General features: G+C 44.4%; 13 protein-coding genes and 1 pseudogene. 6 read left to right on the top strand and 8 right to left on the bottom strand.

The window, feature by feature from the left end; translation table 11 throughout:
* Nucleotides 1-131: 131 nt before the first annotated feature.
* Genes PATL_RS19330 through PATL_RS19315 form a run of 4 tightly spaced genes read right to left on the bottom strand, consistent with a single transcriptional unit; the run spans nucleotide 132 to nucleotide 5,787 of the window.
* Nucleotides 132-2,255 carry a TonB-dependent siderophore receptor gene (locus tag PATL_RS19330; RefSeq protein ID WP_011576487.1) on the bottom strand — a complete coding sequence of 708 codons (2,124 nt, stop codon included), beginning with the start codon at nucleotides 2,253-2,255 and terminating at the stop codon, nucleotides 132-134.
* A gap of 27 nt (nucleotides 2,256-2,282) precedes the next feature.
* On the bottom strand, nucleotides 2,283-3,593 hold the full coding sequence (locus PATL_RS19325; protein ID WP_011576486.1) for a DUF3526 domain-containing protein: 1,311 nt from the start codon (nucleotides 3,591-3,593) through the stop codon (nucleotides 2,283-2,285).
* On the bottom strand, nucleotides 3,590-5,053 hold the full coding sequence (locus PATL_RS19320) for an ABC transporter permease (RefSeq protein WP_041714101.1): 1,464 nt from the start codon (nucleotides 5,051-5,053) through the stop codon (nucleotides 3,590-3,592). The genes PATL_RS19325 and PATL_RS19320 overlap by 4 nt, the downstream gene beginning before the upstream one ends.
* A complete protein-coding gene (locus PATL_RS19315; RefSeq protein ID WP_011576484.1) occupies nucleotides 5,050-5,787 on the bottom strand; it encodes an ABC transporter ATP-binding protein in 738 nt (245 codons plus the stop codon). The genes PATL_RS19320 and PATL_RS19315 overlap by 4 nt, the downstream gene beginning before the upstream one ends.
* A 467-nt stretch (nucleotides 5,788-6,254) precedes the next feature.
* Here PATL_RS19315 and PATL_RS19310 point away from each other — a divergent pair, with 467 nt between their 5' ends.
* Complete coding sequence (locus PATL_RS19310; RefSeq protein WP_011576483.1) at nucleotides 6,255-7,112, top strand: phytanoyl-CoA dioxygenase family protein; 858 nt, start codon at nucleotides 6,255-6,257, stop codon at nucleotides 7,110-7,112.
* The gene (locus PATL_RS19305) at nucleotides 7,112-7,708 is read left to right on the top strand and encodes a TetR/AcrR family transcriptional regulator (RefSeq protein WP_011576482.1); all 597 of its coding nucleotides are present in this window, start codon (nucleotides 7,112-7,114) and stop codon (nucleotides 7,706-7,708) included. The genes PATL_RS19310 and PATL_RS19305 overlap by 1 nt, the downstream gene beginning before the upstream one ends.
* A gap of 212 nt (nucleotides 7,709-7,920) precedes the next feature.
* On the opposite strand, the gene PATL_RS19300 is transcribed toward PATL_RS19305, so the two are convergent.
* A complete protein-coding gene (locus tag PATL_RS19300) occupies nucleotides 7,921-9,207 on the bottom strand; it encodes a serine hydrolase domain-containing protein (RefSeq protein WP_011576481.1) in 1,287 nt (428 codons plus the stop codon).
* Nucleotides 9,208-9,487: 280 nt separating this feature from the next.
* Between PATL_RS19300 and PATL_RS19295 the strand changes: the two genes are divergently transcribed.
* The 4 genes from PATL_RS19295 to PATL_RS19280 all read left to right on the top strand — a co-directional run bounded on the left by PATL_RS19295 (nucleotide 9,488) and on the right by PATL_RS19280 (nucleotide 14,247).
* Nucleotides 9,488-11,758 (top strand): winged helix-turn-helix domain-containing protein, encoded by a 2,271-nt coding sequence (locus PATL_RS19295; RefSeq protein WP_011576480.1) that lies wholly within the window; start codon nucleotides 9,488-9,490, stop codon nucleotides 11,756-11,758.
* Between the two features lie 474 nt (nucleotides 11,759-12,232).
* On the top strand, nucleotides 12,233-12,985 hold the full coding sequence (locus PATL_RS19290; RefSeq protein WP_011576479.1) for a hypothetical protein: 753 nt from the start codon (nucleotides 12,233-12,235) through the stop codon (nucleotides 12,983-12,985).
* Nucleotides 12,986-13,085: 100 nt separating this feature from the next.
* Complete coding sequence (locus PATL_RS19285) at nucleotides 13,086-13,595, top strand: exosortase/archaeosortase family protein (protein ID WP_011576478.1); 510 nt, start codon at nucleotides 13,086-13,088, stop codon at nucleotides 13,593-13,595.
* A 4-nt stretch (nucleotides 13,596-13,599) separates the two neighbouring features.
* On the top strand, nucleotides 13,600-14,247 hold the full coding sequence (locus PATL_RS19280) for a hypothetical protein (RefSeq protein WP_011576477.1): 648 nt from the start codon (nucleotides 13,600-13,602) through the stop codon (nucleotides 14,245-14,247).
* Between the two features lie 875 nt (nucleotides 14,248-15,122).
* Here the strand turns inward: PATL_RS19280 and PATL_RS19275 are convergent.
* The 3 genes and pseudogenes from PATL_RS19275 to PATL_RS19265 form a co-directional block, all read right to left on the bottom strand.
* Entirely contained in the window at nucleotides 15,123-15,416 is a 294-nt protein-coding gene (locus PATL_RS19275; RefSeq protein ID WP_011576476.1) for a HigA family addiction module antitoxin, read from the bottom strand.
* A pseudogene (locus tag PATL_RS19270) lies at nucleotides 15,416-15,687 on the bottom strand (type II toxin-antitoxin system RelE/ParE family toxin). Before PATL_RS19270 ends, PATL_RS19275 begins: the two are co-directional and overlap by 1 nt.
* Before the next feature lie 339 nt (nucleotides 15,688-16,026).
* Entirely contained in the window at nucleotides 16,027-17,067 is a 1,041-nt protein-coding gene (locus PATL_RS19265) for an NAD(P)-dependent alcohol dehydrogenase (protein WP_232283256.1), read from the bottom strand.
* Nucleotides 17,068-17,071: the final 4 nt, after the last annotated feature.

The following is a 17,071-nucleotide window of genomic DNA, read 5'->3' as shown; positions in this document are numbered from 1 at the left end:
CAACAAAAAGCCCGCAGACCTTTGGATCTGCGGGCTTTTTTTTAGGCATTCAGAATAGTTCGAACTGGCAGCGCGACGGGTAAACTTACTTCGATTTACCCGAGGTGAATGACCAATTGACTATCACAATACTAGAAGTGGTATGAGGCAGACACTCTAAAGCTACGGGGAGTACCCGGTTGTACCCAAGCGTCTGCAAATGAGTTGGTGTAATAATCTTTATCAAATAAATTATCAACTTCAGCCCGTAACGAAATCGACTTCGTTATGTCATAAGCGATGAACGCTCTGGCAGTGGTATAGCTAGGTAGAGTGAAATCGGTACCAAAGTAACCATTTCTTTTGTCTACGTAAACTAAGCCACCACCGACTTCGAGGTCTTTACCATCTAGTTCAAGCAATTGAACCAGTTGCAGACTGAGTTGCTGCTCAGGCACATTGAGTAAGTCTGTCCCAGCTTCAATGGTGTAACCAAAATTGCCATCAAAGAAAGCGTTTTTGGTTTTCGCGTCCACATAAGCATAAGAGGCCCAAAGGGTTAATCCGTCAGCTATTTCACCGTTGATGTCTATTTCTATGCCTTGACTTTCGGCTTCGCCAATCGCTGCGTAAGTAAAACTAGTCGGGTCGTCAACCACGAGAAGATTGTCTTGTTCGACTTTGAATATGGAGACCGTTCCAAACAACGCACCATCGTTTAGCGTGAACTTAATACCCGCCTCGGCAGAGGTCGACTGGTTTGGCTCAAAGCCGTCACCATTGCTGTCGGTGCCAGATAATGGGCGGAAGTTTTCGCCATAAGCGGCGTACAATGAAAGCGTATCTGATGCTTCATACACTATGCCAAATTGAGGGCTAACCCGTGATTCTGTTTGTTTTGACTGACTTTCAGATAAGCGGTTATTCATTGTTTGTTGATAGTCGTCAAACCGTGCGCCGATACGCACATCGAGCTTGTCGGTTATGCTGATTTGATCTTGTATAAACACACCAAGAGATTCTTGTGTTTCAACGCGATCAATTTGAGTAGAAAAGTCATTTGCTAACGCATTTGCAGCAGTATAAACCGGGGAAAATACGTTGATGTATTGCTCTGTGGTACGGTCACGTAGAGCAAATTGGTCATTCTCAAACTTGTCTGAATCAACACCCACGATTAAACGGTGCTCTACACCTGCTATTTCTAAATTACCGGTTAGCTCAGCGCGAAAGACTTGGTATTTGGCATCATAGTCACGGTAACGGCGAAAACGATTTACTTCATCGTCAACGACGCCAGAAAAACCTGTTTCCGTCGCGAAGCCCTCTAATGAGGTATCACGGTAGTTAGCGCCGAGTAATACACTCCAGTTATCGTCGAAGTCGTGTTGAAACTCTACCTGATGCCCCAGCGTATCAGTTTTAATCGGGCCGTCGGCGGGCTCACCGAGAAAGCGGCTTTGTGGAATGACCCCAAGCTTGTTGTCTATCGCTAACACACCTCGGTCGAAAGGTACTTCTTGATGAGCGTATTCTAATTCGTAAACAAGCGTGCTTTGCTCGCTAATTTCCCACGCAATTGATGGGCTAAAGCCTTCTTTCTTGCTTTTTATCGTGTCACGAAAGCTGCCAGCATCTTCATAGAAGCCGACAAAACGCACCGCTACATCGTCGCTCAACGGGGTGGTGTAATCTAAATCAGCTCGGTATGTATCGTAGCTTCCTGCGGATACCTTTATTTCTCCTGCAGTATCAAAAGTTGGGCGCTTAGTAACAAGGTTAACCGTGCCCCCTGGCTCACCGCGACCAAATAGTGCGGCACGTGGGCCTTTTAACACTTCAACTGATTCTATGCCTGATAAATCGCGAGAGCCGCCAAAGCCTCTGCCTGCATTAAAGCCATTTACCAAATAGTTACTGGGTAGGTTTTCATCACCCACAAATCCCCGCAACGCAAAGCTGTTCCACAGTCCACCAAAATTATTTTGACGGGCAACAGAGGCCGACAAATCTAATGCTTGGTTTAAATCAATTGCCCCTGCATTTGCTAGCGCTTCAGAATTTATTTTTAATTCTGATTGGGGGGTTTCTAGAGGACTAAAGTTACCTTGATATGCTTGTCGTGACCCTACGATACTCAAGGTTTCGATAGCATTTTCTTGGTCGACGTTTTGTGACGCAACTTGTTCATCTGCTGCAACGCCGTGATGAATAAACAGGCTAGCTAAGCAAGCACTGAGATGAGTGAGCTTTAGCCCGTGTGTTCCAGAGTTCATGGTAAAACCTTTTTTATAGTTTGAGTGTTATTTATTGGTCGACTGAACGCTATCTGTTTTGCGATCGTTTTGTTGTTCAGTAACAAATTTTTCAAAATTTGGCATGTTATCAAGTTCCCCTTTGTCGAATTCGCCTTGAGCAAATAGGAAAGGGTAGTGATACAAACGAAGCTCTTGGTGAAAGTCCCGTAAGTGTTGCTCGTATTTAAACGCGGCAACAGCGTCCGTTTTTGCAAGACGAGTTAACATGCGCTGCAATAACAAAGGCGGCGAAAGTAAAGATGCATACCCTGCTAATTCATATTTTTTCTTTGCCGCAGCGCGATACTCTTGCGACATTGGAGCTGCGATCTGGTCACCGACTTGTTGAAAGGCGTAATACCATTTCCATTCAAACATGCTTTGCATGGCGACATGGTCTTTCCATTCAGGGTAGGTAGCGGTGAACGCATCCATAGTGACTTCTTTAGGCAGATCCCACGCATCATTAACGGCTTCACGCTGGGTAAACACGATATCGCCACCCTTAGGAGAGTGAACAAGTTTATTAATGCTTAAGTCACCTAAAATTGGAGTAATAAAAGCGAACAATACCCATATGCCTATTAACCCAGATGCCACTTTTGGGGCGCTGCTTGCGTTCCTGCCCCAGTAAACGCTTAACAAAGCCCAAAACGCTAAGTAGATAAAGCAGTAGAACGAAACTAACCCTATCGCAGCCAATGACGAGCCACTGACCCAAGTGCCGACATAAAACGGCAGCATTAAGCACAAGAAAATAGCTATGAAACGTATCGCGCCCCGCGCTCCCCACAACGCCCACGGGGATTTTGCCGTGGTGACGAGCAGGTCGTGCCTACCGCTGCTGCGTTCATTCGCGAATAAGTCATGGAACAGCAGGATAATAATCAGCGGCGAAAGCGCACTGATCACAAACAAAAAATCAATTTTACCCGCTTGGGTCAGCTCCGCGTTTTGGGTATCGCTTTCGTATATTTGCCCTTCGATGGCGAGCATTTTAATACGGTGCTTCCAAGGGTAAATATCGCGCTCCCCCAAGGCCGCAAAGGCTAAATTCGAAGGGGCTGAATATGTAAGATGGAAGGTGTAATAGGCTAACATCCCAATTTCATCATGCTTATGCTGTGCGTCTGTGCGGTCAGCCGCATCGGCTGCTGTTAAGCGCTCAATGGTTTGCTGCTGTTGCTCAATTTCATTTAAGCCACTTTGGACTGAAAACCCAGAGATCAAGATAGCGCAGCCCAGTAGCACCAGTAAGTACTTTTGGCGCAGCATAAATCGCCATTCACGGCTAAGTTGTTTAAACATATAACTCATACTAAGCGTTTCCCTACCCAACGAATGACTATAATGAGCGCTGCTACCCAGGCCAGCAGTTGTAAAAATGCAGGTGCACTGCGTTGTAATCGAAGGCTAGGCTTATCAACAGCGAACGAGAAATCGTCTAACACTTGCCAGTTTGTTGCTGCAACTCGAGCTTTGTCTGACGAATCAAGGTCTTTGTTGCGATTCATGTCATCTTGGTAAGTTAGCCGCTCTGCATGCACTTTATTTAGGCTTTGAACAAAGTTAAATCTGAGGTCCTCAGCTTCACGTAAAAACTTATGATGGGTTTCTATGCTTGTACCCGCTGTAAGCATTGATAGTGAGCGAATGGCAACCATAGGTGATAACCAACCGAAATATCTAGATACCTGGGTTTGGTTTACCTCAGTTTGCATGCGTTGCTCGGCAAACTCGTTTAACACCTCTGTTAATTTTGCTTCTGATGTCATGGCGATGACACCTCTATAATTAACTGGCAGTTGCTCAATTGAGTCCACATTGTATTTTTCTAAAAGGGACGCTTTTATTTGCGCAAATGCAGGGTCGTTGGCATTGTGACCATCACCCAGTTTTCGCAGTTCGGCGATAACAGCGAAATCTGTTTCTAGTTTTCCTGCCGCAGGCACTGTTGTGATTGCCGTTGAGCTAGCAACTCGCGGCATAACCACACAGAGTAAAATCCAAGTGAGCGCTAAAGCGGTGAAGCTTTCACTGTTTTTTGAAAGCGCGCTAGAAAATAGCAAAACCAACAACGCCCATACTGTTAGATAAAGGGCATAACCCAGAATGAAGCCTAAAATAGCGGCGATGCTTTCCCCTTCATGCAGGCTAAAAAGCGCTGAAATGGTTAGCGGCACTAAAATAAGGCCAATGACCGACATTAACGCCAAGCCCTTGCCAGCAATGAGGGTAAACCCTGAAGTGCCTTGTGATAACAGATAGGTAAGTGTGTGTGACTCGCGCTCACGACTGACCGAACTATACCCAATAAGTATGAGGAGTAGTGGGGCTAAGGTTTGTACGATAAATGCAGGTGTCAGGCTACCCAGCTGAGTTAATGCTGTGCCCTGTTTTTGGTCAGCGAACATGGCGCTGTTTTGTCGGTGTCCTTCCAGAAAGATAGAATTTCCAGTGTAGGCATCAACCCCAGGGTCTAACACACTCAGTGGCGATGGGGCTCTAAAAGCATAGTGCCCATAATGCACCATTCTGTGAGGGTGTCTGTCGGGTTGGTCAACAAAAGTTTGATCTGCATCGTTTTGTAATTCATGGCGAGTATGGCTCAACTCCATGGTATTAATGGCGGTAACGATCACAGAAGATAATGTGAGCAGTAAGCCGATGGCCAACACGGATATGGCCAATTTAGAGCGCAACCAATATCGCCACTCGTCTTTGGCGACAATCATCATTTTTGCAAAAGGTGCCATTGAAGATGAATGGCCGCTCACGCTGCGCCTCGTTGGGCAAATGCCGCGTGTACTTGTTCGGTTTCGATCTGCCCGCCTTGCGGGGCCGAAAATTCCCCAACAAGTTCGCCATCGCGCAATAAGCCGATACGATCTGCAACTTGGCAAGCACCGTAAACGTCGTGAGTCACCATTAATATGGTAGCGCCGCCAGAGGCAAGCTCACGGACCAGTTGGTTAAATTCATCGATAGCCACAGGGTCGAGGCCCGAAGTGGGTTCATCTAATAAAAAAATGGGGGCTTCACGCAGCAAGGCCAGCGCGATGGCCGTTTTTTGTCGCATGCCTTTTGAGTAGGTTTGCATGTGACGATCCCGCGCGTTCGTTTGTAAAGCAACGCGATCAAACGCTTGCTCAACCTCTGCATCTGTTTTTTCAATATCTGCTAATGATAAGAAATAATTGACGTTTTCTCTAGCGGTGAGGTGAGTGTATAAGGTCGCAGATTCTGGTAAGTAAGCCGTTTTTTCGCGTACATGGTTCAGGGCTTTGACCACCTCTTTACCATCTACTTGTACCGAGCCACTGCTTGGGGCGTTAAACCCTAAAAGCGTCTTCAGTGTGGTTGATTTACCCGCCCCATTGCCACCAAGCAAAGCGTATATTTCACCCGCTTTAACCTGGAAGTTTAAATTTTTCAAAATAGGGTTATTTTTTATGTTGACGCAAAGCGAACTTGCTTCAATGACAGCCTTAGCCTGATCTATTTCTATCACACAGAATCCGTATCGTTATAATATAACATAATAAAGGTGGCTATGTTATATTATAACGATAAGCATTTGCAACTGACAAATGAGGGCAAGTGACAATGCTAGCTCATTAATTGGAAACCCCTTAGGTTTGTGCAAAGTGGTCTCGCATCACAATCCAACGAACTGATGGCATGACAAAATTTCACAAACCATTAAATTTGTGGACTTTTTGAAAGCCTCATTTCTTGAAGCTAAAAACCTTTAAATGAGTAGCTCAATGTTTTTGTATTTCTTGAAGCGCATGTAGTCGGTTTATTTAAAAAAGGTTTGAAGACGGAATTTGAATCAGCTTCAGCTATTTTACACTGACCCGTTTCACCCCCCCATAAATTCTCACCCATCTTTTTATGTTCAAAATTTGACCAGTAAATCAATTGTGTTTAAATTTGAGTTGAACTCAACTCAGTAGAATGGATTCAAGGGGACTTATGTCAACGCTTAAAACAAAGAATATCGATAACGCATATGCTGCAGGGGACAATGCTGGTAAATATCGACAGACCCAGAGTGAGAAGGTCAAGTTGATACCGGAACATGTGACACGAGCTGATCTAAAACAGGTGGAAAAAAACGGCTATATTGTCATCGAGAACGTGTTGTCGAGTGACGAAATTACGACGGTTAAAAATGCAATTTTGCCTTTGCTAAATGAAACGGGTAGGAATTCATTCGAAGGATACAAAACACAAAGATTGTACGGCGTTCTGAACAAAACCAGAGCACTGGACCGCTTGGTTGATCATCCGCGAATTCTTGCCTTACTCGACAAATTATTTATGCCAAATTATCTCTTGTCCCAATTGCAGGTCATAAATTTGTTGCCGGGCGAATCTGGGCAGCCACTGCACTTCGATGATGGCTTTTACCCTATCTCTCGGCCTAGGGCACCGTTAGGCGCCGCTACCATTTGGGCAATTGATGATTTCACACAGTCCAATGGGGCAACTGTGATCGTGCCAAATAGCCACACATGGGACGACAACCAAAAGCCCACAGCAGAACAAGCGAAATCAGCAGTCATGAAAGCTGGGTCTGTACTCTTTTATCCCGGAACGTTTTGGCATGGTGGTGGTGCAAACCATTCAAGTGGTAACCGCCTTGCGGTTACTTGCCAGTACTGTGAGCCATGGTTGCGTACCCAAGAAAACTACTTTTTGGGTACGCCATTAAACGTAGTCGCGGATTTGTCAGAGGATATACGCAGAATGTTAGGGTTTTCCATTCACCCTCCGTTTATTGGAATGGTCAATGGCATGCACCCTAAAAGACTATTAGAGAATATGTGATGGAAGGCAAAGCAGCGAAAAAGTCCACTAGAATGCGCTTATTAGAAGCGGCTAGGGTTGAAATTGTTATCGGCAATGGGGATTTAGACGTTGCGAATGTAGCCAAACGGGCAGGGGTCTCTGACGGACTGACATACTATCATTTCGGTAATAAAGCTGGGCTTATCAACGCCATCGTAAATGAATTTTACCACGATTTTGACGACAAAGTTGCAGGTGTCCCCTTTGATGGTGACACTTGGAAAGAGAGAGAAAAAGCACGGGTTCATGCCATGGTCTCGTTATTTTATGATGATCCCGTTGCAATGATTGCAGCAACGCGGCTACGAACCGACCCTGCGTTTACCAAAGAAGAATGGCAGCGCAATGACAGGCTAGAGCAATTAGGCGCAAGAAACATCGCCGATGCACAGCGCAAAGGCGAAATCGATGAAACGTACAACCCATTAATGTTAGCGTCAATGCTGCTTTCTGGTGTGATGTCAGGTGTTAGAATTGCACTCACCACCAAACCCCCTCTGCCAGTTGCTACAGCCCAACAATCAGTATGGGGATTTGTCGAACGAGCTGCTGGTATCAAAGATATAGATTTATAACTGAGCAACCTGATAAGAGCTCAGCTAAATACCAGGAGGGCAATATACTGAAGACCGCTAATGAGCTTAATATCATCAAGGGGCAGAGACGCCGAGGGCGCAGGTCACTTAATTTTGACCAGGCGCCATTTGCACCTTTCGCTGAGGGTTCAACTCAGCGTCGTTCGTAAAAGCTACTTGAAGTGCTAGATTCTTTGACGTTTTAATTTACATTAAGGCTTGGAAAGTAAAGGCAAAATGCGCTCGGCTATTAATTGCTGCGTAACATCTTCTCGCTCGTGGGCAGTGACCACCACCACAAGATCAAAGTCTGGCACTAACAGAATATACATACCGCCGCCTCCTTGGGCTGAAAAAGCATGGTGCTTTTTACCTTTTAGTGCCAAGTCGGTTCCCCAGAAAAAATAGCCATAACCTTGATTTGATACTAACTCACCGCCGCCGTAAATATCGTCATCTCCGGTCAATATTTGCCTGCTGGTGGCGCGTTGCAAATACGCTTCAGGGAGAAGTTGTTCCCCATTCCATTTACCGTTGTTGTCAATGAGCAGCCCCACTTTAAGCATATCTCGGGCGGTCACGCTTACCTTCCATCCAGACTCAGGCAAACCACTGGGCGCTAAGCGCCAATCGTAGTTTGTAATACCTAGCTTGCCAAACAACTCAGTGCGGATAAACGCTTCAGCTGAACCAGGCACTACAGCCTCAATCACCTGCATTACAAATTGAGGGCCTGTACCGTATTTAAAAACCTGTGTTTGTTCGGTGACAGGCGCACTGTCTTCTAAAATAGCTTGTATTTCACCTTGCCCTTTAACTCGCTTTAGGTTCGTCGCCATGGTATCCCACCCCTCCTCAGAAATATCGATACCTGTGGTCATAGTCAATGCGTGGTGTAGCGTGATGGTTTCTGCGCCTTTAACAAGCTTGGTGCTGTCGATATCGTTTAGAAAACTAATTACCGGTTTATCTAAATCGTCCATGGATAAATATCCCATTTGAATCGCTCGGCCTAGGGCTAATGAGGTATAACTCTTGGTGGCCGAAGATTGAGGATGAGGCAAATCGACTCTGCCCCTTTTGTAGTATGACTCAAACACCAAAGTGCCACCTTTAGCAATCAACAGACTGTCGTATTTACCGTGATCACCTGCTGCCAGCTCTTTGGCGAGTGTTATTATTGCCGCTTCTTCGATAGATTTGTTACCTTCATCGCCTTCATCGGTAATTGCATGGGTAGCTTTATGGCTGAATTGGCCTACGGCGATACCGTCACCTAAATCAACGGGCGATGTATCTATGTAAGGGGAATCTAACTCAGGGATATCCATAAACCGTTTTTCTATTTCGGGCATTCGCCAATGGGTAATCAGAGCTTCATCGGGAGTCGCTTTTGGGGGGAGCGTACGTTCTTCCCCGGCCCATACCGTTGAAACATTTGCGACTCCAAAGCAGCATACAATTGCGAGTAAAGCGGTTGCTTTTATTGTCATGGTCATACTATTTCCTTGTTGTTTTCGTTGCCGCGATAATGTGCAAGGCGACACCTGAGGGAGCGCAAAACGCGCAAAAGCGCACGGTGTCAGTGGCACATAAACGCTGTTAGTCACCACGCTAACGAACTGAACAAGATATGCATGATAAAAGTCTGATTTTTCGCTGATTTCTGCGTGTTCGGCAAACACCTTATTTTTATCAATGATTTATAGTGGTACGGTAATAAAAATTAATCAGGCTTTTGCATGCCTGTTTCATGTTTATTTACGGGTTAGAGGGTATATGACCGAACAATATTGGATTGGTGACTTCTTTGTTAACTTGCCAAGAAACCAAATAACGCACAACGAACATACCCAAACACTGCCACCTAAAGCCCTCGCCGTTTTAACCTACCTCGCTAAGCATCAAGGCGATGTGGTAAGCCAAGAAGATTTACTGAATCAGGTATGGAAAGACACAGTCGTCTCGCCCAATTCTCTACAGCGTTGTATTGCGCAGCTAAGAAAAGCCTTCGGCGATGATGGCAAGGCACAAGGCCTGATTAAAACCCATGCTAAAAAGGGCTACAGTTTAGAGGCTGCTATTCGCTGGGAAGATCATCAAAAAAGGAATGTTGGTGATAGTGTGACATTGGATAAAAGCCCTCCTAATCAACACGCGAAGCTCGGCACCAATAAAGTCGTAAAAGCAGGGTTTAGCGCCAAGCACATCTTCGTATTAAGCTTATTTACTGTGCTTGTGTTTGCGCTAGTGATTAGTATCACCAGTACTCTATGGCCTTCCTCCGTACATAATCCTTCGCCTGCTAGCCCACTGCTCATTGACGATATTCGATTGCTTACATCAACCGATAACAGAGAGCTGGCCAGTGCGTATTCACCTGATGGGAAATTCATCGTATTTCAGCGCTTTCCCGAGGTGATGTGCACAAGCCATTTATGGGCAAAAAACATCGAGACTCAACAAGAGTTCCAACTGACTCGTGATTTAGGCTCGTATGGTAATCTCGCTTTTTCTGAAGATGGCACTTCACTCATTTTTGTAAAACAGAACAACTGTTCAGCGCCCGCCTTGCAGAAAAAGTGCTTTCTATTACAACAGCTAGATTTTGAGCAAGCATTGCTATCGCCACAAACACCGACCACTTTAATGGAATGTAAGCACACTGACATTAAAAGCCCAACATGGTTGAGTGCAAATGATATTGCGCTTTTGCAAAAGGAGCAGGGGCGCTGGAAGTTAATTCGCTATTCTGTGAAAGCAGACAAAAGCGCATTACTGTATGAGGTGAATAATGGCAGCGTGGTGTCTTACGACTTCTCAAAAAAATATAACGTCATTGCGCTTACCTCCGTGCACGAAAGCGGTAAACTCTATATCGAAAAACTGACGCCAGAGGGAGCTCTGCTCTCTAGTAACCCGATTAATTTTCGCGGCGAGATCCCGCAATATGGCACTATTTACCCCAACTTTTCCCCGATAGAGGGGCGCCTAATATTTAGCACTGGCAAGCAACTGTTCACGGTATCGTTTGACGGTGATATTAGCGCTATAAGCATGCCACTTACCGATGCTATAGGTACGCCCTTATTTCACCCCAACGGTAAAAAGATGTTAGCCATTAAGGGGCATTATGACAGCGACATCGTATCTGTCCCGTTATCACAATTCTCTTACTCTCGTATGCAACAGACTGACACTTTAGGTGCCACTGTTGAGTATGAAACAGTCGTGCGCTCTATGCAGGAAGAAGACCGAGCAAAGTACCAACCCAATGGAAACCTTATTGCCTACTACTCTGAGGGGGATGGCACATCACAGGTATGGACAAGCAACTTAGCGCAGGGCAGTACTGCTTCACGCCAGGAAGGTTTAGCCAGCACCGCTTCATACAACGACTTTCCCCACAATGGCGCACACAATGCCGCAGACAACGATTACACAAAACAGCGTAGCCAATTTCCTGCTAATACCTATGTGCGAAACATACTGTGGGACGCAGATGGCCAAAGCTTACTTGTGAATGCGTCATCCCAACTAACACGCCTTTATTTAAACGGCGCAGAAGAAAGCATTTCACTGAGTTACCCAGTGAAAAGCTTATTCCACTGGGACAGCGTGAATAAAACGATTATCGCCAATATTCTCTATCGGGGAGTCAGTACTTTGGTAGAGCTGAATCTCAGTAACAGTGACTTTAGTATTTTAACCAATCACGAAGTCACGTGGGCTACAAAAACCGATCGTGGCGAACTGATTTATAAAGACAATGCAGATAGGTTTTGGCTATCCGGCGCAATTGAAAATACACTTATACCCGAACTGGCAACACAAGGCAGCCATCAACACTTCATCGTAAAAAATGACGTTATTTACGGCATAAATGACCAATATCAGCTTTGGAAGTACATGCTCGAAACCGCCTCGTTCGAGGTACTTGGCCAATTACCCGATACGGTGGATTACATTACCGATATAAACGACAACGCCATACTAATAACACTTAGAGTGGCAGCAAGAAAAGACGTGGTAGAGCTATCAATAGAGTAGGTGGCTGGGGTCGTCATTAACTAGCAGAATTTCACCTATAAACAAGAAACCCTCCGAAATGAGGGGGCATCATGCCGCATATACAAACCTGCAATCTCCACAGGAAGGTCATCAAACGGGTTATGTAAGTATTTTTCAACAAAGCTAACAAGAACACTTATCTCAAAAATGCTTATGTAGTTTATAACGGGTGTAAATTTGGCCAACGATGGCTGATCTAGAAGAGGCGAACAATATACTATTGGAAATAAAAGAGGATAAATCGATGAAAAGAATTAAACTCATTTGAGACAGAAGTATAATTCATCTATCTAACAGAGATAAGATACATTAGTGACTCAAATAAAGTGTTTTTATCACTGCGGTCATGTAACTGATAGCCTAGTGGAGACTTCAAAACCGTAACCAATCGTATTTAAAGTAATTGTGAATGTGGTTCAAGTTACGTTAAATAATATCTTAAGGAGTGCTTTAGTGTTTTATATCAGAAATCTAATTTATATTTCAATATTTCTTTATACCTCTATTTCAAATGCGCAAGTGAGTGCGCCGGCTGCACTTCAACCTGCAGGTCTCACCCCAGGAGACACGTTTTTTGTGATTTTTACGACTAGTACAACACTTGATGCATGTGCTGATGATCTTACAGCTACTGCCGGAGAAATAGCAGCCACGACTCCTACCTCAATTAATACCCATGGCACTAATGCAGCTGCAGCTGGGACAATAACCAGCGGCGTTGCAGGTTGGAATAGCCTTTACATTCACAATGATGGAGTCACGACTACAGACACTGTTGCAGCCGCTGGAGTAGCCTTTAATAATGTGACAGACCGCCCCATTTACAATACGCTGGGCCAACTAGTTGCCAATGACCGAGACGATCTTTTTGACGGCGCAGGCGCCCCCGCCTTTCCAGGTTCCACTGCTTTGAACAATTTGATTAACTTTGATGAAGATGGCAACGCTTTTGCTGGAGGAGATTTCACATATACGGGATTTGGACCATTAGGTAACGATACCGATCAAAACGGCGTTGGCGCAAATGTTCCCCCCCTGGGTGCAAGGAATAACCTAACAGGTTGTATGGTAGGTGACCCAGATCAATCAGATGCGAATTGGGCTGGTGCAGGACCCTCAGCAGCGTCTCGCAGCGTATTTGTACTTTCGCCCTTATTACAGATTCCTGCAGCAGTATCAGCTTCTACCAGCCTGACTGAGTGGTAAGTGGATTATAAATAAGGCTGAGGTGATACTTTTTAATGATAAAACAGTCTAATTAAAGCAACTGCTGCCTACTATTGTTACTCTAAGCCCTTTATTAAGAATGAAACTCTATTTACTTAAACTTTCTCTAGCGCTTATTTTAGGTTTCACACTACTTAAGGCCCCTTTTATGGGGCCGACTATCGATAACTTTTGTTTGCTTCTTGCTCAAATAACCTATCAATTAATTTCCCCTTTTGATGCAAACGTAATGATTAATGAGTCTGTATATTATTGGGGGAGCTATACCTATGCAATTGAAGTAACGAAGGAGTGCAGCGCATTAGGGACCACCATGACCCTTATTGTGGCTATTTTACTTTTTCCAGCAAACTGGAAGATTCGTATACAAACAGTATTTTTAGCTTTTATATTCATACAAGGGATCAATATATTCAGGCTTAGCACCTTGCTTTATGGAAGAGTTTTGTTTGCTCCAGAGGGGTTTAATATTTTGCATTATCACGTTTTCCCGTTTTTACTTTCCCTTTTCTCCATTCTTTTTTTTATTGCCTATGCTGGCCGTTTCAACTTTTTATGCTCGAAACAAAAATCAGTAATACAAGGCTAAAAGTTTGAGCAGATCATTTTATATTAAACTGTTGGCTCTGCTAGTGCCGGTTTTCTTAACTTGGTTCTTTTTATACGCAAAATTGATTGTCCCCATTGCCGTAAGTGTCAATGAACTGTGGGTCGTGCCCACCTACGAACGTTACGGTTTAGAATTGATACAAACAGAGGATCAAAATTGGCGCGTTGATACTGAGCTTTTTCTAGCCACTAAACCCTATAAGCACAATAGTTATCACCCAAAATTAAAAGTGAATGGTGTCACATCTATAAAGTTGGGAGACTACAAATCATTAACATTTTGTTTGCCAATATTTTGGCTGTTAGTGCTCGCGTTTAAACCGAAGCCTAAAGTTCTTTTTTACGGCAGCGTCTACTTATTTCTTTTCATCACCTTCTCGGTAGGCCTAAATATATTCTACCAACTGACCAAACTATTGAGCGAGAGCAGTGATATGGTTAGGGTGTTACAATCAGGATATATCTTTGTGCCGGATAAGCCTCCCCAATGGCTATTCAAAAGCTTAAAACCTTTATTAGATGCAAGTGGACATTTGTTGGTTCTGGTCGCTCCTATAGTGCTATGGCTGAAGTTAAACTGGACAGAATTTAATCAAAGTTTTGAGACAATCGTCAAGGTGAACAAACGATAGAAAAGTAATGTAACTGCTATTTAAGGGGATGTGCTAAGACAAGTCCAGTTCTGGTTGGCTTAATATTCATCGGGATATTTTCATTCATAACACTTTTTAACTTATTTCAGTTTCTAAGTAAAAGTGTCAACACAGTTAGGGGAAGATCACATTGATGTTTCCACATGCTGTTCTGGCATTAAAGTTGATATAAAAATATGGTTCCCTACCATTTTGTATTGGTGACTTCTTTTAGCTGTTGAAAAGAAGTTACTCGAACCCGCGCGACGAGCAGCCTAGACTGGTTTTGAAAATAGGCATGTATGCCAAAAGCGAAGCGCATGCTTTAGCTACGCAGTAGCTGCTTTTGTATTTCACGCGACTCACACTTCATGGTGACGATAGCGACTTGTCAGATGACAAGAAAAGACGTAGCAGAGCTATTAGTAAATTAAGTGAGTAAAGTTATTTCACGTATAAACAAGAAACCCTCCGAAATGAGGGGGCTTTTGCATCTAGCTGCTTATATAAATACCTATCGAGCCATTAAACCTGCGCAGCTTAAAACTTGCGGCGTTTAGAACCCCACAAGCCCCAGCACACCATCACCAAAGGCTTAGTGGTAAGCATTTTTATCATGGGTGTCCATGTAATCTTGTAAACAAGGAACCCTCCGAAATGAAGGGTTCCTTATACATCTAGACGCTTATACAAACACCGATCAAGCGATTAACCCTGCGCAACTTAAAACTTGCCGCGTTTAGAACCCCGAAAGCCCCAGCACAGCATCACCAAAGGCTTAGTGGTAAGCATTTTTATCATGGGTGTCCATGTGATTTTTTGGTGTCCATGTAATTTTTTAGTGTAATTAGTCTCGGAGCCAGACAATGCGATTGTTAAGCGGCATGCAGGTCTATGGGCTGAACGTTATCTAGGTTGATGTTTTGCTTAGCTTGCCAAAGCTCATAATTATCTTGCATGCTAAGCCAACTCTCAGGGCTTCGACCTAGTACCTTAGATAGTCGCAGTGCCATTTCAGGCGATAATGCACTTTTACCTTTTACCACACGATTAAGCGTAGAAGCTGCAACGCCAAGATGCGTAGTAAGTGTTCTGCAGCTGATGCCATGTAGCTCCATATAGATGGATTCAATAAATTCACCAGGATGGGGTGGGTTATGCATATTCATTAGTGATAATCCTCGTAATTTAAGATGTAAGCATTACCGTCCTTGAATTCGAACGTCACTCTCCAATTACCGTTAACTGATATAGACCAAATGTTGGCCCTTCCCCCTTTCAGTTGGTGAAGTGAAAAGCTAGGAAGATTAACGTCATCTATGTTTTGTGCGGTATGGACAGCAGCTAACTGCATACGAAGTTTCTTCGCGTGCTTTGCTTGAATGCCTGATGTTTTCCCTTTCTCGACTACAGACCTTTGTGTTTAAATGACTTGATCATCACCCAAGTCTGGCGTATTGCGCAACGCGCTTCAACTTTGTGGCGGTATTACAGCGACAACCAGCGTTATTTTGAATTGTTATCAATTCTTTGATGGGGAGGCGTTTAAGCTGGTATTAGCCAATCCAAAGCTAACTTTTAGACTATGAGCCGAGCGAATACATTGACAGCATCGTCGCTGCTTTATATTTTCAGCGGCACCGCCCTGATAATTACTGTTAATGACTAGCCACAAACTGCTTAATTTAGCTGTGACCCCTTTAATTATCTTTATGATTTTTATATATTATTTGTGGGGATACTTCAGGCTTTAACCCCACATCTAATAGTCATATTGTCTTAATCAGCAGGTTGCATACGTACTATAGGTTTGAGGGTTATGCCTTTCTCACTATCCTCTGCGGCCTGATTAATATCCTTTAGATCGTAGAACTTAACGAGTTTATCGAAGGGAAACTTCCCCGCCATATAGAGGTCTACAAGCGCTGGAATTAGTGTACTAGGCACACTATCACCTTCAACCACGCCGACTAGTTTTTTGCAGTTCTGCATAAAATCGGTTAGATCAATATCTGCCGTTGAACCTGGCTTTGAGGCGCCAACAATTGCGCCAATGCCGCGAGGACGCAATGCGGTGACCATGTTTGAGATAAGCGACCCTATACCAGTTGAATCCATAGCATATTGCGCACCGCCGCCCGTAATTTCCTGAATACGAGCAACAGGATCTTCATCTTTGCTGTTAATCACATGTGTCGCCCCGACTTTGAGCGCCAACTCCAATCGTGAAGGTACAATATCGACCGAGATGATAATTGTGGCGCCGAGCGCTGCAGCTGCCATGACTCCAGATAGACCAACAGCCCCGCCACCAAAGGCAACAAAACTTGAGCCCGGTGTAACTTTTAGAGCATTCATTACCACGCCAGCACCTGTTTGAATGCCGCAGCCAAGCGGGCCTAATAGCTCAAGTGGCGCGTCCTTTCGTACTTTGATTACATTACGTGCATTGGCGACGGCATATTCACCAAACGATGATTGACCGAAGAATCGATCGTTCAGTGTGTCACCATCACCTGCGACGAGTGCATGGGTGCCATCAATGCGCTGACCTGAAAAGTTATAGGGGTTGAAGTTTTCACAATAGGCTGGATGTCCCTCATGGCATGAACGGCATTCGTTACAATTAAGAAAAGTCATAACAACGTGATCACCCATCTCGATGTTGCGCACGTCTTCGCCCACAGCAGTGACAACGCCAGATCCCTCATGACCCAAAACAATCGGGTGGGGAACAGGGAACACCTGATCACGAGCTATCATGTCTGTGTGGCACATGCCCGTTGCGACAACACGCACGAGCACCTCATCGTCATGCATTGAA

This window comes from Paraglaciecola sp. T6c (genome assembly GCF_000014225.1).
GTDB classification, from domain to species: domain Bacteria; phylum Pseudomonadota; class Gammaproteobacteria; order Enterobacterales; family Alteromonadaceae; genus Paraglaciecola; species Paraglaciecola atlantica_A.
Note: the sequence above shows the minus strand (reverse complement) of the source record. Positions and strands in the feature narration are given on the sequence as shown.